The organism is Clostridium cuniculi, assembly GCF_004353185.1.
In the GTDB taxonomy this organism is placed as follows: Bacteria; Bacillota; Clostridia; order Clostridiales; family Clostridiaceae; genus Clostridium; species Clostridium cuniculi.
Genome location: NZ_SMUS01000001.1, coordinates 26376 through 48182, shown reverse-complemented (window position 1 = coordinate 48182; position 21807 = coordinate 26376). Strand labels below are relative to the sequence as shown.

The 21807-nt window shown below is 27.6% G+C and carries 21 protein-coding genes; 17 read left to right on the top strand and 4 right to left on the bottom strand.

Features of this window, described 5'->3' with window-relative positions; genetic code table 11:
* Positions 1 to 116 precede the first annotated feature (116 nt).
* Complete coding sequence (locus tag EJJ37_RS00210) at positions 117 to 1571, top strand: glycoside hydrolase family 1 protein (RefSeq protein ID WP_133013581.1); 1455 nt, start codon at positions 117 to 119, stop codon at positions 1569 to 1571.
* An 81-nt stretch (positions 1572 to 1652) separates the two neighbouring features.
* Here EJJ37_RS00210 and EJJ37_RS00205 read toward each other — a convergent pair whose 3' ends face one another.
* Both EJJ37_RS00205 and EJJ37_RS00200 read right to left on the bottom strand, forming a co-directional pair.
* Entirely contained in the window at positions 1653 to 2084 is a 432-nt protein-coding gene (locus EJJ37_RS00205) for a DUF2798 domain-containing protein (protein ID WP_275547901.1), read from the bottom strand.
* 30 nt (positions 2085 to 2114) lie between these two features.
* Complete coding sequence (locus EJJ37_RS00200) at positions 2115 to 2990, bottom strand: LysR family transcriptional regulator (protein WP_133013579.1); 876 nt, start codon at positions 2988 to 2990, stop codon at positions 2115 to 2117.
* A gap of 282 nt (positions 2991 to 3272) precedes the next feature.
* Here EJJ37_RS00200 and EJJ37_RS20010 point away from each other — a divergent pair, with 282 nt between their 5' ends.
* The gene (locus EJJ37_RS20010; RefSeq protein ID WP_166484622.1) at positions 3273 to 3449 is read left to right on the top strand and encodes a flavoprotein; all 177 of its coding nucleotides are present in this window, start codon (positions 3273 to 3275) and stop codon (positions 3447 to 3449) included.
* Complete coding sequence (locus EJJ37_RS00195; protein ID WP_133013578.1) at positions 3442 to 4923, top strand: UbiD family decarboxylase; 1482 nt, start codon at positions 3442 to 3444, stop codon at positions 4921 to 4923. The genes EJJ37_RS20010 and EJJ37_RS00195 overlap by 8 nt, the downstream gene beginning before the upstream one ends.
* A gap of 45 nt (positions 4924 to 4968) precedes the next feature.
* On the opposite strand, the gene EJJ37_RS00190 is transcribed toward EJJ37_RS00195, so the two are convergent.
* On the bottom strand, positions 4969 to 5475 hold the full coding sequence (locus EJJ37_RS00190; protein WP_133013577.1) for a TetR/AcrR family transcriptional regulator: 507 nt from the start codon (positions 5473 to 5475) through the stop codon (positions 4969 to 4971).
* Positions 5476 to 5603: 128 nt separating this feature from the next.
* Here EJJ37_RS00190 and EJJ37_RS00185 point away from each other — a divergent pair, with 128 nt between their 5' ends.
* Positions 5604 to 6542: a poly(ethylene terephthalate) hydrolase family protein gene (locus EJJ37_RS00185; RefSeq protein ID WP_133013576.1), complete on the top strand. Its 939-nt coding sequence runs from the start codon at positions 5604 to 5606 to the stop codon at positions 6540 to 6542.
* A 104-nt stretch (positions 6543 to 6646) separates the two neighbouring features.
* Here EJJ37_RS00185 and EJJ37_RS00180 read toward each other — a convergent pair whose 3' ends face one another.
* Positions 6647 to 6985, bottom strand: a complete 339-nt coding sequence (locus EJJ37_RS00180) for a TIGR04076 family protein (RefSeq protein ID WP_133013575.1) — start codon at positions 6983 to 6985, stop codon at positions 6647 to 6649.
* A 130-nt stretch (positions 6986 to 7115) separates the two neighbouring features.
* Between EJJ37_RS00180 and EJJ37_RS00175 the strand changes: the two genes are divergently transcribed.
* The 13 genes from EJJ37_RS00175 (at position 7116) to EJJ37_RS00115 (ending at position 21730) form a co-directional block, all read left to right on the top strand.
* Positions 7116 to 7457, top strand: a complete 342-nt coding sequence (locus EJJ37_RS00175) for a winged helix-turn-helix transcriptional regulator (protein ID WP_133013574.1) — start codon at positions 7116 to 7118, stop codon at positions 7455 to 7457.
* Positions 7458 to 7693: 236 nt separating this feature from the next.
* The gene (locus EJJ37_RS00170) at positions 7694 to 8158 is read left to right on the top strand and encodes an NADH-quinone oxidoreductase subunit NuoE family protein (RefSeq protein WP_133013573.1); all 465 of its coding nucleotides are present in this window, start codon (positions 7694 to 7696) and stop codon (positions 8156 to 8158) included.
* Positions 8159 to 8170: 12 nt separating this feature from the next.
* Positions 8171 to 9418 carry a complex I 51 kDa subunit family protein gene (locus EJJ37_RS00165; RefSeq protein WP_133013572.1) on the top strand — a complete coding sequence of 416 codons (1248 nt, stop codon included), beginning with the start codon at positions 8171 to 8173 and terminating at the stop codon, positions 9416 to 9418.
* A gap of 2 nt (positions 9419 to 9420) precedes the next feature.
* Positions 9421 to 11121 carry an NADH-dependent [FeFe] hydrogenase, group A6 gene (locus EJJ37_RS00160; RefSeq protein WP_133013571.1) on the top strand — a complete coding sequence of 567 codons (1701 nt, stop codon included), beginning with the start codon at positions 9421 to 9423 and terminating at the stop codon, positions 11119 to 11121.
* 179 nt (positions 11122 to 11300) lie between these two features.
* A complete protein-coding gene (gene rpoN / locus EJJ37_RS00155; protein ID WP_133013570.1) occupies positions 11301 to 12665 on the top strand; it encodes an RNA polymerase factor sigma-54 in 1365 nt (454 codons plus the stop codon).
* Between the two features lie 232 nt (positions 12666 to 12897).
* Positions 12898 to 13980: a GntR family transcriptional regulator gene (locus tag EJJ37_RS00150; RefSeq protein ID WP_133013569.1), complete on the top strand. Its 1083-nt coding sequence runs from the start codon at positions 12898 to 12900 to the stop codon at positions 13978 to 13980.
* 93 nt (positions 13981 to 14073) lie between these two features.
* Positions 14074 to 14754, top strand: coding sequence for a DUF624 domain-containing protein (locus EJJ37_RS00145; protein WP_166484621.1), 681 nt, complete (start codon positions 14074 to 14076; stop codon positions 14752 to 14754).
* Between the two features lie 29 nt (positions 14755 to 14783).
* A complete protein-coding gene (locus EJJ37_RS00140) occupies positions 14784 to 15542 on the top strand; it encodes a response regulator transcription factor (protein WP_133013567.1) in 759 nt (252 codons plus the stop codon).
* 14 nt (positions 15543 to 15556) lie between these two features.
* Positions 15557 to 17389 carry a sensor histidine kinase gene (locus EJJ37_RS00135; protein WP_133013566.1) on the top strand — a complete coding sequence of 611 codons (1833 nt, stop codon included), beginning with the start codon at positions 15557 to 15559 and terminating at the stop codon, positions 17387 to 17389.
* Positions 17390 to 17468: 79 nt separating this feature from the next.
* A complete protein-coding gene (locus EJJ37_RS00130) occupies positions 17469 to 18839 on the top strand; it encodes an ABC transporter substrate-binding protein (protein WP_133013565.1) in 1371 nt (456 codons plus the stop codon).
* A gap of 81 nt (positions 18840 to 18920) precedes the next feature.
* Positions 18921 to 19859 (top strand): carbohydrate ABC transporter permease, encoded by a 939-nt coding sequence (locus EJJ37_RS00125; RefSeq protein WP_133013564.1) that lies wholly within the window; start codon positions 18921 to 18923, stop codon positions 19857 to 19859.
* Between the two features lie 2 nt (positions 19860 to 19861).
* Positions 19862 to 20698: a carbohydrate ABC transporter permease gene (locus tag EJJ37_RS00120; protein WP_133013563.1), complete on the top strand. Its 837-nt coding sequence runs from the start codon at positions 19862 to 19864 to the stop codon at positions 20696 to 20698.
* A 309-nt stretch (positions 20699 to 21007) separates the two neighbouring features.
* Positions 21008 to 21730 carry an L-ribulose-5-phosphate 4-epimerase gene (locus EJJ37_RS00115; RefSeq protein WP_133013562.1) on the top strand — a complete coding sequence of 241 codons (723 nt, stop codon included), beginning with the start codon at positions 21008 to 21010 and terminating at the stop codon, positions 21728 to 21730.
* Positions 21731 to 21807 lie beyond the last annotated feature (77 nt).

Genomic DNA, 21807 nt, shown 5'->3' with positions numbered 1-21807 from the left:
TCTAAAAATGAATAAAAATGAATTTTATGATTGACAAATGTTCATAAAATGAATAATATAAAGATAGAGTTAAACATTAAATAAAAATAATAAGTGGAAAATGGGAGGAATTATTTATGAGCAATATTAAATTTCCAGAAAATTTCTTATGGGGAGGAGCTACAGCTGCTAATCAATTTGAAGGTGGATATAGAGAAGATGGAAAGGGATTAAGTACATCTGATGTAATGACAGGGGGAACACATACTACTGCTAGAAGAATAACTCCTGAACTTGAGGTGGGAACATATTATCCAAGCCATGAAGCCATTGATTTTTATCATAGATATAAAGAGGATATAGCATTATTTGCAGAAATGGGTTTCAAGACTTTTAGATTATCTATAAATTGGACAAGAATATTTCCAAATGGGGATGAATTAGAACCAAATGAGGAAGGATTAAAATTTTATGATAAGGTATTTGCTGAATTAAAGAAATATAACATAGAGCCATTAGTAACAATATCTCATTATGAGACACCATTTGGTTTAACAAAGAAATATAATGGATGGTTAGGAAGAGAAACTATAGATTGTTATTTAAGATATTGTGAAACTATATTTAATAGATATAAAGATGTAGTTAAGTACTGGTTAACATTTAATGAAATAAATATTTTAACACATGGTCCTGCAGCAGCATTTTTAGGTGCTGGAGTAATGTTTGATGAAATTAGAGAATTAACATTTGGAGCAGCTGGTGAGCATCACTATCAAGAATGTTTCCAAGCATTACATCATCAATTTGTTGCAAGTGCTAAAGCGGTACAATTAGGACATTCAATTAATCCAGACTTTAAAATTGGATGTATGATTGCTTTTGGAAAATTATATCCGTACACTTGTAATCCAGAAGATGTTTTATTAGCTCAGCAACAAGAAGAGTTTAATAATTATCTTTGTGGAGACGTTCAAGTAAGAGGGGCATACTCAGGGTTTGCTAAACGTTTCTTTAGAGAAAATAATGTGGAAATTAAGATGGAGGAAGGAGACTTAGAAACTCTTAAAAAAGGAACAGTTGACTTCTACACATTTAGTTACTATATGACAAACTGTGTAAGTACTAATCCTGATATTGAAACTACAGGTGGAAATTTATCAATGGGGTTAAAAAATCCTTACTTAGAAGCAAGTGATTGGGGATGGCAAATTGACCCAGTAGGTCTAAGAACTGCTTTAAATGATATTTATAATAGATATCAAATTCCAATGATGGTTGTTGAAAATGGATTAGGTGCTGTTGATACAGTTGAAGAAGATGGTTCAATTAATGATGATTATAGAATTAACTATTTAAAAGCTCATATTGAACAAATGAAAGAAGCTATTGGTGATGGTATTGAATTATGGGGATATACTCCATGGGGATGCATCGATTTAGTAAGTGCTGGTACTGGTGAAATGAAAAAGAGATATGGATTCATTTATGTTGATAAACACAATGATGGTACTGGAACTTTAGATAGATCAAGAAAGAAGAGCTTCTATTGGTATAAAAAAGTTATTAGTTCTAATGGTGAAGAACTATAATATAAAATATTTATTATTATAAATAAAGAGTGTCTTGGAGATAAAATATAATTCTTTGGGACACTCTTTATTTAAATAATATTATTTATAAGCTAATTTAACTGGAAAAATTTTATTAAATAAAAATCTTACTATTGGAGATACAATAAGTAAATTTAAAGGTAAAGCCATTATAAAATTTCTTAATATGCATAATGGATATAATTTTAAAGCAGCAATAGTAAAGCCGGATGAAACTATAGCACCAAACATAGACATAAATAAAACCATTCCAACTACCATACAAGATGAAATTGCAATTATGATTTTAATTTGTTTAGTTTCTTTATTAGGTTTTACTATTTTAAAAGCTAATGGTTTAGCAAGTTTTCCAACGATAAATACATCTAATAAAAGTGCAACTATAAAACCAAGCCAAAAATCTTTTAATAAGTTATTTAATAAATTAGAATGAAAACCTTCGTTTAATATCATATTATAAATAGTCATACCTAAAACCATGCAAAAGCACATCATTAAAATTATTTAATGATGTGCTTTGAGCTATATATTATTAATTAAAAAGTTCTTAAAATCTTTTTCTACTTTTGAGAAATTCTTATCTTTTAGATGTACCAAGCATAAGGTGCTATAAATTTTTTCTTTTAAAAGAACAATAGAAATATTCTTTTTATCAAAGCACTCTACAGCTTTTCTCATTAAAGGAGAAATTCCCATTCCTGCTGAAACAAGTCCTATTATGTTTTCTATTCTGCTATTAAAACAAATTACATTAGGTTCAAATGAAGCTTTATTACATTCATTAACAAAGAAATCGTAAACTCCAGATTTTTTTCCTAAAGAAATAAAACTTTCATTTGATAATTCGGAAATAGAAACATATTTCCTTTTTGAAAGAGGATGTGATTTAGGAACAATTAGTACAAGTTCATCCTCAGCTAAAGGAGTAATATCTAAATTTGAATAATCTAATATATCACTTCTTAAAAATGCAAAATCTATTTTTTGAGATAATAATAGATTAAGTATTTCAGCATGCTCACCTTCATGAAAAGTTAATTGTAAGTCTGTAATTTTGGTTTTAAAATCGCCAATAAGATTAGCGATATTGTATTGGTTTATTACAGGAATATATCCAATAGATAATTTAGGACAAGAAGAAGTAAACTTATTTATATCAATTAATAATTCATTATAGTTAGCAACTATATTTAAAGCATACTTTTTTAGAGAAATTCCAGCATCAGTTAAATTAATATGTCTAGTACATCTTTCAAAAAGTACACAGTTAAGTTCTGTTTCTAATTTTTTTATATGTTTAGATAATGAAGATTGAGATATACATAATTCTTCAGCAGCTAAGGAAAAACTGTTATATTTTTCTACAGCTAAGAAGTATTTTAGACTTTCTATATTCATAAGTTAACCACCATAATTTCTTTAATATATCTATATTATATCATGATAATAATGTATTTATATAAGGATAGTTAGAAATTATTCCAAATTGGAATAAAAGCATATTAATTAAGGAATTGTTCCATCTTGGAATGTTAAATATAATTTCAATATATAGTAGTAGCTTTAAAAATACCTTGCTAAATATGATAAAAACAAAACGTAATTATAAAAATATAAATATAAGGTAAGATTATAAATAATAAATTTTTAAAGTTACTGCTAATTAATTGAGGTGAAAATATGAATTTAGTTATAAGAGTAATGGGAGCGACAGGTACTGTATATGCAGTCAGGTTGCTTGAATATTTAAAGGATATAGAAGAAATAAAAACTCATTTAATAATGAGTAAATGGGCAATTAATAATTTAGAGGTTGAAACAGATTATTTATTATGGAAGGGAAATAAGCATGAATAAGATTGAAATTAATGATTTAAGAAGTGCTATTGAATACTTAAAAAATGTTAAGGGTCAATTAGTGAAAAGTGATGTAGAAGTAGATCCACATGGGGAATTAGCAGGAGTTTATAGATATATTGGAGCTGGTGGAACTGTAAAAAGACCAACAAAAATAGGGCCGGCAATGATATTTAATAATATAAAAGGGCATAAGGATGCTAAAGTTATAATAGGGCTTCTGGCTAGTAGAGATAGAGTTGGAATGCTTCTAGATTGTGAACCTAAGAAGTTAGGATTTTTATTAAATGAAGCAGTAAAAAATCCAATAAACCCAATTATAATAGACAATGAAAATGCACCATGTCAAGAAGTTGTACATTATGCAACTGATGAAGGATTTGATATAAGAAAGATATTACCGGCACCTACAAATACAGAAGAGGATGCTGGACCATATATAACTTTAGGAATGTGTTATGCAAGAGATCCTGAAACTGGAGAAGGGGATGTTACAATTCATCGTTTATGTTTACAAGGAAAAGATGAATTATCAATGTTTTTCACCCCTGGAGTAAGACATTTAGATGCATTTAGAAAGAAAGCAGAGGAAAGTGGAAAGCCTCTACCGATATCTATTAGTATAGGGGTTGACCCAGCAATTGAAATAGCATCATGTTTTGAACCACCAACTACCCCAATTGGATTTAATGAACTATCTATAGCAGGAGCAATAAGAAAGAAGCCAGTTGAAATGGTTAAGTGTTTAACTGTTGATGAGTCTGCAATTGCCAGAGCAGAATATGTGATTGAAGGTGAGTTGGTTCCTAATAAACGTGTAAGAGAAGATATGAACACAAATACGGGAAAAGCAATGCCTGAATTCCCAGGATATACAGGTGAGGCTGCTAAGGAGTTACCTGTAATTAGAGTAAAAGCAATAACTCATAGAAAGAATCCAATAATGCAAACTTGCATAGGACCAAGTGAAGAGCATGTAAATATGGCTGGAATTCCAACAGAAGCAAGTATAATTCAAATGGTTGAAAAAGCAATGCCAGGTAGACTTTTAAATGTATACGCTCATCCAGCAGGGGGTGGAAAGTATATGGCTATACTTCAAATTAAGAAGAGCGTTCCTAGTGATCAAGGAAGAGAAAGACAAGCTGCATTATTAGCGTTATCAGCATTTTCAGAATTAAAGACTGTAATATTAGTTGATGAAGATGTAGATCCATTTGATAGTAATGATGTTTTATGGGCATTAAATACTAGGTATCAAGGAGATATTGATACAATATTTATTCCAGGAGTTAGGTGCCATCCATTAGATCCTTCACAAAGCCCTGAATATAGCTGGACTATTAGAGATAGAGGGATAGCTTGCAAAACTATATTTGATTGTACTGTACCTTATAAATTAAAGGATAAGTTTAAGAGAGCTAAATTTACTGAGGTTGATTTAGAGAAGTTTAAAATAGAAGAGTATAATTAAGAGTAATGAAGGGACATCAAAATAATTTTTGATGTCCTTATTAAATTACGAAGGTTGATTTGCCTCTTTAATAAGTTTTGCCATTGATTCAGGAGATTCTTTCATTCCTCTAGCTATCCATTCGTTAATCCAACCGAATAAACCATAGGCAAGCCATGAATTAAAATAAGCTTGCAAATTATCTTGCTCAGCCTTTGGACCACAAACAGCTTTGATATTGTCTAAAACTAAATGTGACAAATTAGATTTATATAGCAATGTGTAGACTTCACTATAGTTTTTATAAAGACCGAATAAGTTTTCTATCCAATCTGCATCTTCTCTTTTTTCAAGTTTAACTTTTAATTCCCACTCTTTAATAAGGTGTATAAGATATTGTTGAATTACATCTTCTTTATCAGCAAAATTTCTATAAAATGATGCTCTACTAACCATAGCTAATTTAGCGATGTCAGTTATTTTTATTTCTTCAAAAGCTGTGGTTTCCATTAGTTTTAAAAGCGCCTGAGTAATTTGTTTTTTTACATATGTAGCATTTTCGTTCATTTTCATCTGATACAAAACCCCTTAGATTGTCTCATTTTTTTAAAAATATGGTTTTAAAATAAAGTGTATGATACACTTGTCTCAAATTTGAGGATATAACTGTATCATAAAATTGTAAAGGGGGAAGGCTTAATATGAAAAAGTTTATAAAGATTATTTTAATTATGCTTTTAATTATTTTTTTATTAATATGTATTCTTTTAATGATGTTAAAATATTTGGCATCAAAGCCTATTAGTAGTGAGTATTTCAATAAAGTTATAACAAGTGGAGTATTGGAAAATAAATATACAGGTTATGGAGAATATACTGTTAATTCTCTAGAAGTTGATAGTAATGAAGAATTATTTAATAAATATAAGATATGGTATCCTGAAGAATTGGAGGAAAAAAGTGATAAGAAATATCCAGTTGTATTATTTGTAAATGGTACAGGTGTACCATATTCTAAATATGGAGCAACTTTTGAACATTTAGCTTCTTGGGGATTTATTGTTATAGGAAATGATGATGCAAGTACTGCAACTGGTGAATCTTCTTCTATTACTTTAAATTATATATTATCATTGAATAATAATAAGGAAAGTATATTTTATAATAAGTTAGATATAGAAAATGTAGGAATATCAGGACATTCTCAAGGAGGTGTAGGTGCAATAAATGCTGTCACTAATTTTGAAAATAGTAACATATTCACATCAATCTATACGGCAAGTACAACATCTTTAGAGTTAGCTAATGCACTTCAATGGGACTATGATGTAAGCAAGATAAGAATACCTTATTTTATGGTTGCAGGTACTGGTAAGATTGACTCAGAAACAATAGCTCCATTAGAATCTTTAATAAAAAATTATGAAAACTTAAATGAGGATATAAAAGCAATTATGGCAAGAAGAAAAAATGTTGATCATGGGGACATGCTAATTTATGCTGATAGTTATATGACTTCTTGGTTTAGATATACTTTAATGAATGATAAAGAAGCTAGTAAAGTTTTTTGTGGAGATTCATCAGAAATAGTGCAGAATACAGATATTTGGCAAGATGTGAGAATTAGAAATTTAGATTAAGAAAATATTAATTAGTGAATGGATATGAAGAAGAGTAGATTTACTTATAATACCAAGTATATCTACTTTTCCTGTTATTAGACTATTGATGTAAAAATATATATTTATTTAATAGGTTCATAGTTAATTTTAGCCTCTTCATCAGTTGATTCTATTTTAAAAATTACAGGACGAATACCGTCATTACATGAGCAAATAGCTACACCTTCTTTATCTATCCAATCCTCATAATAAAATTTATCACATCCATGAGATAGAGCAAAAACATATTGATACATAGATTTCCATGCTTCATCACACAATCCTTCTGGTTTTGAGTAATCACCATAAAATATATCGCCTACCTTATGCATAGGACATTTGCCAAGATTTTTACAACCATATTGTTTTGCTAAATCTTCATGAAATGTTGTTTTAAGAACTTCAATTTTACATTTTTTCATAAATTCCCATCTCCTTATATTATCTTTTACGAATATGAGTATATGTGTTATTTTATATTTAAACAAGTATGCACTTTTAGGTAAACTACATACCTTTTGGTTAGTATTAATTATATAAGAAGGTGATAAAATGAGTATGAAAGACTTTGAAAAGTCTGATTTAACGGATATTACATCTACTCCTTTTGGATATACACTTTCAATTATAGGTGGAAAGTGGAAGATGATTATAATGTTTTGGTTAGTAGAATATGAAGTATTACGATATGGTGAATTAAAAAGGTGTATAGGTCAAATAAGTGATAAAATATTAAACAATCAATTAAAGGAATTAGAAAGAGATGGGATTATTATTAGAAAAGAATATCCTCAAATTCCTCCAAAGGTTGAGTATAGACTTTCAAAACGTGGATTATCTTTAATGCCAATTTTAGAGGAAATGTGTAAATGGGGAGAAGAGAATAAGATATAAACAGAAGAAAATTATCATTTTGATAATTTAATATCAAAAAAATGATAATTATTTTATTAGAAAAAATAATGGTAATATTAATTTTTAAATAATAATGAAAAACTAATATATTTATATTAAATAAAACAGCTTTAATGTCAGAAAATATAAAAAAATACAATTATTTTAAAACATAGATTTGGAATGAAACTTGCTAGAGATAATCATATATAGATTATCTCTAGGAGGTTTATTTTATGTTATTAGAAAATGATATTTTAAATATATTAAGCAAGTATAATAATCAAAGAGAAAATATACTTTTTATATTAAAGGAAATCCAAAATAATGATAAAGATAAAGAAATTAAGGAAGAGTATTGCAAAATTATTAGCAGAGAAATGAATATTACTTTAGCTAAAATATACGAGATGATAACATTTTATTCTATGTTTAGTACTAGTAAGCAAGGGAAATATGTTATTGAGTTTTGTGGATCAGGTCCATGTTATGTAAGTAAATCTAAATATATAGTGGATTATTTGCAAGAAAAGCTAGGAATAAAAATAGGAGAAACAACAACTGATAATATGTTTACTTTAAAATCCAGTAGTTGTATGGGCTCATGTGATATTTCACCAGTAATAAAAATTGGAGACCAAGTATATGGAAATTTAACTAGGAAAAAAGTAGATGAAATAATAGAAGGATTATTAATATAGGGGGGCAATATTATGATAAGGGCAATTTTAGATGGATTTTATAAAATTAATCCTACTGATGTAAATGACTACATTAGTATTGGGGGATTTGAAGCTCTAAAAAAAGCCATAAATATGGAGCCATTAAGTATATGCGAGGAAATTAAAAATTCTAATTTAAGGGGAAGAGGTGGAGCTGCATATCCTACTGGGGTTAAGTGGGAGCAAGCTTATAATATAAAGGGCGATGAAAAATATATATTGTGTAACGGAGATGAAGGAGAGCCAGGAACATTTAAAGATAAATTAATATTTGAAAATTTACCATTAAGGTTAATTGAAGGAATGACAATTGCAGCGAGAGTACTAGGAGCAAAGGAAGGTATTATTTATATAAGAGGTGAATATGCAGCTATTCAGAAGGTTGTAAATGAAGCTATTTACAATGCAAAGAAAGAGGGATATTTAGGTGAAAATATATTAGGAACTACCTTTACTTTTAATATAAAAGTATTAACTGGAGCAGGTGCATATGTAGTAGGTGAAAACTCTGCATTAGCTGAATCAGCAGAAGGTAAAGTTGGTAGACCAAGAATGAAACCGCCTTATATAAAGGAGTGTGGACTATATGGAAAGCCTACATTAGTTAATAATGTAGAAACATTCACTACAATACCATATATAGTTTTAAAGGGTGCAAAAAGTTATAGGAGTTTAGGCAATGAAGCTAGCGGAGGTACAAAATTAATTAGTTTATGTGGAAATGTTAAAAGAAGAGGAGTATATGAAATACCATTTGGAATATCAATAAAAGATATAATTTATAAATTAGGAGAGGGAATATATTTAGATAATAAATTAAAGGCAGTTCATATAGGAGGATCTTCAGGTAGTATAATACCTAAAGAATTAATTGATACAGAATATTGTTATGATGCATTAAAAGGAATAAATGTATCAGTAGGTTCTGGTTCAATATTAGTTATAGATGATAGTGTAGATATGATTGAATATTTATTACATGTATATAAATTCTTTTTCCATGAATCCTGTGGAAAGTGTACTCCTTGCAGAGAAGGAAATAAACAAATAGTTAATATATTAGAAAAGCTAAATAACAAAAAGGGAACAATAGATGATATTAATACCTTAGAAAGATTATTAGATGTTATGAAAAATGCATCATTTTGTGGTTTAGGTAAAACTGCACCAACAGCATTAAATTCTGCTATTAAGTATTTTAAAGAAGATTTAATGAAAGGGATAGAGGTGAAGAGGTAATTATGGTCAATTTAACTATTAATGGAGAATTATATTGTTTTAATGAAGGAATGAGTATTTTAGAAGCAGCAAGAAGTGTGGATATATATATACCAACTTTATGTTTCTTAAAGAATATAAATAAAGATGCTAGCTGTAGAGTATGTTTGGTTGAGAATAAAGGAAGGTTGATACCTGCATGTGATACCACAATAAGTGAAGGTATGGAGATACTTACTAATAGCAGTAAAGTTAGAAATACTAGAAAGACTATTTTAGAGTTAATTGCTGCAGATCATGACTTTGATTGTGGACATTGTATAAAAAATAGTAATTGTGAGTTAAAAAAATTATGTGAAATATATAATATTAGAGAAAATACATTTGCATCAAAAACAAATTTTGATAAAAAAGATGAATCAAGTATAGCTATTATAAGAGATGAAAGTAAGTGTATAAAATGTGGAAGATGTGTGGCTGTATGTAGAAATAATCAAGGGGTAGATGTATTGTGCTATTCTAATAGAGCACAGGATTATAAAATAACAACAGAGTTTGATAAAGACTTAAATGATAGTTCATGTATTTTTTGTGGACAATGTAGCAAGGTTTGTCCAGTAGGAGCTATATATGAAAGAGAAAACTTAAATGATTTATATAGTGCTATTGATAATAAGAGTAAGCATGTTGTAGTTCAAATAGCACCTGCAGTAAGAGTTAGTATAGCAAATGAATTAGGAATTGAAGGATGCGACTTATCAGGAAAGATAGTAACTTTACTTAAGCTTATAGGTGTAGATAAAGTCTTTGATACTAATTTTGGGGCTGATTTAACAATAATGGAAGAGACAGAGGAGTTAATTAGAAGAATAAATAATAATGGTGTATTACCCTTAATGACTTCTTGTAGTCCGGGATGGATTAATTATGTTGAAAAACATAAACCAGAATTAATTCCTAATTTATCATCTTGCAAATCTCCACAACAAATGTTTGGAGCTATATTAAAGACTTATTATTCAAAGAAGGCAGATATAGATTATAAAAATATAGTTAGTGTATCTATAATGCCTTGTACTGCAAAAAAGTATGAGGCACATAGAGAAGAGTTTAGTAAATCAGGAGTTAGAGATGTTGATATTGTTATAACTACAAGAGAATTACTTAGATTAATAAAGGAAACAGGAATTAATTTTGACAATATTCCTTCTAGTGATTTTGATAATTTATTAGGCATATCAAGTGGAGCAGCCAATATTTTCGGAGCATCAGGAGGCGTAATGGAGGCAGCATTAAGGACTGCTTATGAGAAGATTACAGGATATGATTTGAAAGCATTAGATTTTTATGAAGTTAGAGGAACTAATGGGTTTAAAGAAGCTGCTATAGATTTGAATGGAAAAGAAATAAAGGTAGCTGTAGTTAATGGAATAAAAAATGTAGATATACTTTTAAATAAAATAAAGAATGGTGAAAACTATTGTTTTGTTGAAGTAATGTGCTGTCCAGGAGGATGTATTGGAGGTGGTGGACAACCATATAATATTGATGAAAGCAGTGAATTAATTAATAAAATGAAAAAAATATATAGTATAGATAAAAATAAAATTATTAGAAAATCACATGAAAATCCTAATATAATAAAAATTTATAATGAGTATTTAGGAGAACCAGGTTCAAATAAGGCTGAAGAATTATTGCATACTAAATATTTTAAACGATGACTTTAAAAGGAGTTTATATTATAGGCTCCTTTTAAATATTTTCATTACTTTTTTTAGTTCTAAATATTTTGTATTACTTAATTTTGATAAGTGATATATAATAATAGTAAAAGATTACAAAAATTGTATTGAGTAATAATTTTTATGAAAAGTAATGGGTATTAGAGGAGAAATATGGTATGCAAATGGATTTAAAATTAAATATATCTCAAAAACAAAAATTAATATTAACTCAAATAATGCAACAATCTATAAATGTTTTGCAAATGTCAGCATATGATTTACGAGAATATATAGAAAAAGAGTTTGAAGAAAATCCAATATTAGAAGCTGATTTTAATTTAATTGAAAGTAAGGATAATATTGATAATACACAATTATCTAAGTATTTAAATGATAGATATGATGAAGATTATAATTATCAACATAATAATGAAGATGAGGCATCTGTATTTAACTTTATTTCAGATAAAAAATCATTAAAAGACTATCTTTATGAGCAGCTAGGTGAAATAAAAAGTGATATAAAAATTAAGAAAGTAGTATCTTATATGATTGAATCATTAGATAGTAGAGGATATTTAGAAAATACATTAGAAGAAATTTGTAGTGATTTAGGAATAGATGGGGAGAAAGTGCAGAATGCATTAGAGATATTACAATCATTAGAACCATGTGGTATTGGGGCAAGGGATCTTAAAGAATGTTTATTAATACAATTAAAAAACAAAGGTATTTTAGATGAAATTATAAAGGAAATAGTACTAAAGTATTTAGAGTATATAGCAGATTGTAAATATAACTATATAGCTAAAGAATTAAAAATTACACCTAAAGAAGTACAAGCATATGGAGATATTATAAAAAGCTTAGAGCCAAAGCCATCAAGGGGATATTATACTGGTGAAGAGGTTAAATTTATAATACCAGATGCATACATAGTAAAAATAGGGGATAAGTATAATGTCATAATGAATAAGGATATTATACCTAATATTACAATAAATAATTTATACAAGCAGGAAATTTTAAATGGGAAAAACAAAAAAGAAGTAGAATACGTTAAAGAAAAAGTTAATGATGCTATCGGTTTAATAAATGATATAGAACAAAGAAATAATACTATATTAAAATTATTAGAGTGTATTGTTAAAAAGCAAAAAGCATATTTTGAAAATGGACAGGAATATTTAAAACCAATGACTCTGAGAGATTTAGCAGATGAGATGGCTCTGCATGAATCAACAGTAAGTAGGGCTATAAAAGATAAATATATATTAACATCAAGAGGAACTGTAAAAATTAAGGACTTATTTTGTAATGGAATTGTATCTTCTGGGATAAATGGTGAGGGAGTTTCAACTAATACTATTAAAAATAAGATAAAACAATTAATTCAGTTAGAAAATAAAAATAAGCCATTATCAGATCAAGCGATATGTGATTTATTAAATAAAGAACATATAGATATTTCGAGAAGGACTGTAGCAAAATATAGAGAAGAATTAGGTATAAAATCATCATCTAAAAGGAAAAGAGTCTAGATAAATTTCAATGAATATGTGAAATATTTAACTAAAAATAAGATTATGTAAATAATTTAATAATTAAAGTATTATAAAGCAGAGATTGTAAATAAATACAACCTCTGTTTTTTGATATAAAATACATGAAAAATTTTAAATTTAATTTGAAATTTTTATGGTAAAAAGTTTAAAAATAGTTTAAAATTGAATATATATAAAATTGTAAGTACAATATTTGAAGGAGTATATTATGGCAGAAAAAACAATTAAATATATAGAGATATTTGAATTTTATAGGGATAAAATATTAAATGGAGAAATGAAGTATAGTGAGAAATTACCTACTGAACAAGAAATAGGTGAAATGTTTTCAGTAAGTAGACATACTGTTAGACAATCTATATTAGAACTTGAAAAGCAAGGATATATTTATAGGGAAAAAAGTAAGGGGGCATTTGTTGAAAAATTAGATAAAGATAAAAGAAGTAATAGCAAAATGATTATGGTAATTACAACATATTTATCAGAATATATATTTCCGTTTCTAATTAAAGGAATAGATGAAGTATTAAGTGCAAATGGATATGATATTTTATTATTAAGCACTAATAATGATAAAGAAAAAGAGCGTGAGCAATTGAAAAAGCTATTAGAATATGATGTTGTTGGTGCAATAATTGAACCTACTGCAAGTGCATTAGGTAATACAAATCTAGAATATTACGAAGCAATAGCTAGAAATAATATTCCTTATTTAATGATTAATGCAGCTTATGATAAAAAAGAGCAATCTTATGTAGCTATAGATGATGAAAAAGGTGGATATACAATTTGCAAATATTTAATTGATTTAGGACATAAAAAAATAGCTGGATTATTTAAAGAAGATGACGTACAAGGTATTGAACGTAAAAATGGCTACTTAAAGGCATTAGAAGAAAATAATATTGAAATTGACAGTACAATTATTGGGAAGTTTAAGACTTTTGAAGAAGAGTTTTATATAGATGGATTTACTAGAAGTTTATTAAGTAAAGAAGATAAACCAACAGCTATATTCTGTTACAATGATAAAGTTGCTATGAATGTTGTTAAAGTAGCAAAAGAACTAGGGGTAAGAATTCCAGAGGATTTATCTGTTGTTGGATATGATAATGATGAAACTATATCAGCAGCATTGGATTGTGGAATAACAACAATTTCCCATCCTAAAGAAGAGCTTGGAAGAAAGGCAGCAGAAATGTTATTATCATTAATAAATGGTGAAAAAGAAAAAGTTTCATATGTATTTGAACCGGAAATAGCAATAAAAAATAGTGTTAAGAGAATATAAAATATAGAAGTGCTTATAAGAGAAAGGAAACCTCAGTATGAGCACTTTTTTATTAGAAATAAAATAATAATTTTAATGTTTAGGGGGAGAAAGATGTCTAATAAAAAAAATTACTTTGGAGAGGGTATTGTATTTACAATATCAGATTATTTTATATATTTTCTTATGGGAAGTATATATTTTTGGGGATTAAATATACCATTGATTATCTATTTAATTATTTCTTCTATAAATCCAAGTTTCAATAGTAAATTATTTTTATTTATAGCATTAATACCTATTTTTCCGGCTGGGAGTGCTTTATTAAGTGTTATGGGAAAATTATTTAGAGAGAAGAGTGTAAACATTACCAGAGATTTTTTTTGTTCCTATAAAACAAATTTTTCAATTTCTGCTAAAATTGGACTTTTACAAGTTTCCTTATTAGCAATATTTCATTTAGAAAAATTTTATATTTCTTTAAATGAAGGATTACTTTTTTTTAAGTATTTAATAGAAATATTCATTTTAATATGTATAATGATCAATTTTTATTTGCTTTCTATAATATCTAGGTTTTATGTAAGATTTTTCGATTTATATAAATTGTCTATATATTACTTAATAAGGAAGCCGCATATAGGTATTGTATTGATGATTATGATTTATTTACTGGGCATTGTAGCATATAAATTGTCATTTATATTAGCATTATTTTTTACAAGTATTTTAGGATATGTTGTTATAAGTATGATGAATAATATACTTACTATTCTTGAAGGTAGAATAAAGTAAGCAAATTTATTGAGGAGGGTACTATATTAATGATTAGATTAATTGTGATAGATGATGAGGCAATACATCGTAAGGGATTAAGTAATCTTATTAGAAAATTGAGGCCGAATTATGAAATTAATCAATTCAAAGATGGGAGCGACGCATTAAATTTTTTAAAAGAAAATGAAGTAGATATAATTATAACAGATATACGAATGCCATTATTAGATGGATTATCTTTTATAAGAGAATGTAATTATAAAAATATTAATACAAAAATAATAATTTTAAGCGCATATGCTGAGTTTGAGTATGCACAAAATGCTATTTCATTAGGTGTGTTTGACTATATTTTAAAGCCTGTAGATATAGAAAAGGTTATAAATATATTAAATAGAGTTGAAGAAAGTATAAAGAAGGATAAGAATAATAAAATTAAAGAAATAAATTTAATGTTAAGTTGTAAATTAAATGGAGATAAGAGTGGCATAATATCTGATATTTATATTGATTATATTAACAATAATTATATGCATGATATATCATTAGATGAAATAGCAGAAAAATTTCATTTTAATTCAAGTTATTTTAGCACTATTTTTAAGGAAAAGATGGGTATGAATTTTGTAAAGTATCTATTAAAGATAAGAATAGAGAAAGCATGTGAACTTTTAATTGGAACTGATAAAAAAGTATACGAAATAGCTCAATTAGTTGGATATAAGGATTGTAAGTATTTTAATAGAGTTTTTAAGAGGGAAATGTTAGTATCTCCTGAAGAATATAGAAGATTAAATTCTAGATAAGGAGCTAAATTATTATGAAAAAAGTATTTCAATTTAAAGAATTAAATAATATGAAACTAAAAAATCAATTATATATAACTTATGTATTTTTATTAATTAATTCTATTATAATAATTAGTTCTATTTATTATAAAACAAGCTATAATATTACGTTAAAAAATGTAGAAAAATCATCTTTAAGTTTGGTGAATAATAACAATTTGGTAATTGATATTAAACTTTATAATATATTAGAAAGCTCTGAGGCAATAACGTTAGATCATGATTTATTCAATATTGTAAGTAATTTAGAAAATAGAAGTAATTATGAATTATTAAGCGATGATAAATCAATTAACAATATTCTGTTTAAGTATTTTAACTTTTCTTATATATATTCCACACATATAATAACACCATATTATAATTTTGGTTCAGGTAAAATACCTATTAAAAATGACTTCTATAAAAATTCAATATTTTATGATATTGCAAATGATAATAATGGATCTCTTGTATGGATTCCTACCTATAAATTTTCTGAATTTTATAATTTTAATGAGTTAGAAAATATACGTCTGGACTATGAGTATTTATTTTCAGCTGTTAAGGTATTAAATAACTTAGATAGTGAAAATTTAAAGTTTAATAATGAGAATATTAATAAGGATAAAAATGTATTATTAATTAATCTTAAGCCTGATATATTTAATGATATCCTAAATAAGGATTTACAATATAATAATTCAAATTACTATATTATATCTAAGTCTGGAGAAATAGTTTATAGCAATAATAAAACGGAGTGGGGTAAAAAGTATAAAGCGGAGTGGATAAATGATATTGAGAATAATGATGGAATTATAAAAACTGAAATAGATAATGAAAAATACTTAGTATGTTATTCAAGGTTAAAATCTACAGGGTGGTTTTCAGCTATAGTTATTCCGGTTAGAACAATATTATCAGATTTTAATGATTTAGGAATATTTATTTTAATTTTATCTTTAATGATAGTAATTGCAGGATGTGTATTTGCTAATATAATTTCAAAAACTGTCACTAAACCAATTGGAAAGTTACTTGAATCTATAAAAGAAATGGGAAATGGTAACTTTTCTAATAAAACAGAAATAAAGGGAAGTTATGAAATAACAAATTTGATTACTAAATTCAATGAAATGGATGATAAAATAGCAAATTTAATAGATGAAAATTATTTAACCAAAATAAGAGAAAGAGAAGCAACCATAATGTCTTTAAATATTCAGCTTAATCCTCATTTTTTATATAATACGTTAAATGTTATTAATTGGATTGCAATAGAGAATGATCAGAATGAAATAAGTAAAATTATTGTATCATTATCAAGTATGTTACAATATACAGCCAATAATAATGAAGAGTGTTGTGAATTTGAGAGAGATTTTGAATGGTTAAAAAGGTATATTTATATCATGCAGATTCGTTTTGAGGATAGATTTGATGTAAAATATAATATTGATAGTAAGTTGATGAAGTATAAGGTACCTAAATTATTTTTACAACCATTTGTAGAAAACTCAATAATTCATGGGTTTGATTCAAGTGAATATAAAGGAGTTTTAGAGGTGAATGGATATATAGATAAAGATAAGGTATGTTTTTGTGTATATGATAATGGGAAAGGAATAGAGAAGGAAAAGATAGACTATATTATAAAAGAAAATAAAGAACGTATAGGAATAAGCAATGTTAATAATAGAATTAAGTTGATTTATGGTAAAAAATATGGGGTTAAAATATCTTCAGAATTAAACTGTGGAACATATATATATATTTATTTACCTTTAGTTAGAGAGGAATCAAAAGAAAATCCACTAATCTAAGAATATTAGAATTTATTAGTTTTGAAGGCTAATATATAATTTTATTTGTAAACAGTTACAAATAAGAGGGGGAAGATTTATGGGTATAAAAAAAATATTGTCTACGATTCTATTAATGACATTTGCTACTGGTATGTTAGTTGGATGTGGAGGAACATCATCAAATTCTCAGGGGAAAAGTAGCGAAGGTGAAGATGAAATAGTTACGCTAACATATACTACATGGGGAAGCACTAATGAATTAGAAGCTCAAAAAAAAGCTGTAGAGGAGTTTGAAAAAAATAATCCCAATATAAAAGTTAAGTTACAACATATACCAACAGACTATGATACTAAATTAGCCACTATGATTGCTGGAAATACAGCTCCAGATGTAGCTTTGATGTATAAGACTACTGCGTTATCATGGGCTGATGAAGGGAAAATATATGATATATCATCTATGATAGATAATGATGATGAGATAAGTGAAGATACGTATATAGATGGTTCATTTATTCATATAGACCCTGAAACTATAGTAGGAATTACACCATGTCAAGAAGTTTTTGGATTATATTACAATGTCGATGCGTTTGAAGAGGCAGGGATAGGATTGCCACCTACAAAATCAGAGGAAGCATGGTCTTGGGAAGAGTTTGTAGAAGTATGTCAGAAGCTTACTATAGATTATAATGGTAAAAATGCAACAGAAGAGGGATTTGATCCTGATAATATTAAACAATTTGGAATAAATATGCCAAGCTCAATATGGCAAACTTTTTTGAATTTAAATGAAGTAAAAATTATTAATGACGATGGAACACAGTCAAATTTAACAGATCCATTAGTTATTGATACAGTTCAAAAACTTGCTGATTTATCTGTAAAATATCATGTTGCTCCTTCACCATCACAATCAAAGACATTACCAGCACCAGCGGTAGCGCTTCAATCAAGAAAAATAGCAATGGATTGGGATGGTCAATGGGTTCAATTAGATTTAGCAAATGCAAATGTAAATTATGATGTAGGGGTACTTCCTAAAATGAAAACTAATACAAATACACTTTTTGGAGAAGTTATGTCAATCTTTAATACCACTAAACACCCTGAAGAAGCATGGAAATTCTTAAAATGGATGACATCTGGTGAGGGGACTAAGGATTTAATAAAAAGTGGATTATGGCTACCTACTGCTAAAAAATGGTATACAGATGAAGAGTTAATAAAAGAGTGGGTTATAAAACCAGGGCATTCAGATGGTTTCAGAGAAGCAATATTAGAGCAAGCTTTAAATAATAGTGTTCCTGATGTAGGATATTATTTGAAAAATTCGGTGAAAATTAATTCAATTATTGGACCAGCTCTAGATCAAGTTTGGAGTGGAGAAAAGACAGCTGAAGAAGCATTAACTGAAATAGAACCTAAAGTTACGCCGGAATTAAAAGGAGTATATAAATCAGAATAAAAAGAGAGGTTTGGCTTTGGTTTAGTTTATTAATTATATTACAGAAGTCAAACCAATAAACGGTATATAGGGGGAGAGTTAATGATTTGTACGGAAAGTAAGAAAAATATTAATATTAAGCCTAAAAATAAATTATCGGATAGAAGAAGGAAAGAGTTGATTACAGGATTAGTTTTTGCATCTCCGGTAATACTTGGATTTATTATTTTTGTTGTTGGACCAATGATAGCAAGTGGATATTTTAGTTTAACAGATTACAGTATAGCAAGTACTCCTAAATGGGTTGGATTTGATAATTATAAAAATTTATTAACTGGTGGAGATCCATTCTTTTATAAGTCGCTAATAGTTACAACTATATTTGTTATTTTTAGTGTGCCAATTCAACTTATTTTCTCATTGATGATAGCGATGCTTTTAAATAATGATGTGAAATTTAAGGGTGTATTTAGAACGATATTCTATTTGCCTACAATTGTTCCAGCTGCTGCATCATCAATGATTTGGATATGGTTAATGGATCCTGATTTAGGATTGTTTAATACTATTTTAAGATCTTTAGGTATGCCAACATCAAAGTGGATATTTGATGAAAAAACAGTATTACCATCATTAATAATAATGAGTTTATGGACAACTGGGAGTACAGTTATAATCTTTTTAGCAGGATTACAAGGAGTTCCAAAACAATTATATGAAGCTGTCGAAATTGATGGTGGAAATTCAATTCATAAGTTTATAAATGTAACAGTTCCTATGATAACACCTACTTTATTTTTTAATCTTGTAATGGGATTTATAAATGGATTTCAAACATTTACTCAGGCATATATAATGACCAATGGTGGCCCTAACAATTCAAGTTTATTTTATGCATTTTATTTATATAGAGAAGCGTTTAGTAATTTTAGAATGGGAAATGCAAGTGCTTTAGCATGGATATTATTAATAATAATAGCTGTTTTCACATTTATACTATTTAAATCATCGAATTGGGTCTATTATGAAGGAGGGAAATAAGTATGAAGAGTAAGAAGAAAAAAGTATCTAAAGTACTAATATATTTAGCATTAGCATTATTATCTGTTTTATGCTTACTTCCTTTTTATTGGATGATTCGAAGTTCACTTATGGATATGTCACAGATATTTGCTATGCCACCAATATGGATTCCAAACCCTATTAAATTTAGCAATTATAAAGAAGCTTTAAATATGATTCCATTTCTACAGTATTTTTTTAATACTGCCTTTATTGTTGTTTTATCAGTGGCTGGGACAGTAATTACAAGTTCATTATGTGCTTATAGTTTTTCTAGAATAAATTGGATTGGGAGAGACAAGGTTTTTGGAATATTACTAACAGCAATGATGATTCCCTTTGCAGTAACTCTTATACCAACATTTATTGGATGGCAAAAGCTTGGAATGGTAAATACGTATGCACCTTTAATAGTTCCAGCATGGTTTGGAGGAGGAGTTTTTAATGTATTTTTACTAAGACAGTTTTTTATGACTATTCCTAAAGAATTAGATGAATCAGTAATGGTAGATGGGGGAAATCATTTTACAATTTATTCAAAGATAATAATGCCATTAAGTAAACCATCATTGATTGTAGTTGGATTATTTGCGTTTATGGGAGCATGGAATGACTTTTTAGGACCTTTAGTATATCTAAATGATAGTGATAAATTTACACTTTCTCTTGGACTCATGCAGTTTCAAGGTATGTATACTGCGCAATGGCAATATATGATGGCAGCCTCAGCAGTTGTTATAATACCAAGTATAATAATTTTCTTTCTAGGACAAGATTATTTTATCGAGGGAATAGCAATGACTGGAATGAAGGGATAGGAGATGAAATTATAGTAATAGCGCTATAGTATAAATGCTTAAAGTGTTTATACTATAGCGCTATTTTATTAATAAGATTGTTATGTGATAATTTTATTAATAATTAAAAAAAAGCTTAAAAATGTACGATCAATATTTTCTATAATTTTCTAATAAAAACATTTACAAACATAGAAATATTTGCTAACATTAAATTGTACGGTACATAAATTGAGGGCAATTAAAATTGTATGTACTAATTGGGAAAAAGGGGAATTACAAAAAATGGATTGACCCCGGAGGCAGATACAAAAAATGGGAGGTATTAAGGTGTTAGAGAATTTAAAAGAAGAGGTTTTTAAGGCAAACTTAGATTTAGTAAAACATAATTTAGTTGTATTAACTTGGGGAAATGTAAGTGGAATAGATAGAGAAAAAGGACTTATAGTAATTAAACCAAGTGGAGTAAGCTACGATGAAATGAAAGCTAGTGATATGGTTGTAGTAGACTTAGAAGGAAATGTAGTAGAAGGTGATTTAAGACCATCTTCGGATACACCAACTCACATTGAATTATATAAAAAGTATCCCAACATAGGAGGAGTTGTTCACACTCACTCATCATTTGCAACATCTTGGGCACAAGCTAAAAGAGATATTCCTTCATATGGAACAACTCACGCAGATACATTCTATGGCCCAGTTCCATGTACAAGATCTTTAAATAATGAAGAAATTAAAAATGAATATGAAAAGAATACTGGTTTAGTAATTATTGAAACATTAACAGAAAGAAAAATTGAAGAGTTAAGTGTACCAGGAATAATTATTGCAAGTCATGGACCATTTGCATGGGGAGAAACTGCAAGTAAGGCTGTTTTAAATGCAGTAGTTTTAGAAGAAGTGGCTAAGATGGCAATAAGAACTGAAAATTTAAATAGTGAAATTACACCAATACCTTCAGAGTTACAAGATAAGCATTATTTTAGAAAACATGGAGCAAATGCTTATTATGGACAAGATTCAGTAAAAGTAAAAGAAGTAATGAAATAAGTGATAAGAATTAAAATAGTTTAAATATAAGATTCAAGGTATTAAAAGGTTTTTAGTATATATGTGAAATTGTAAGA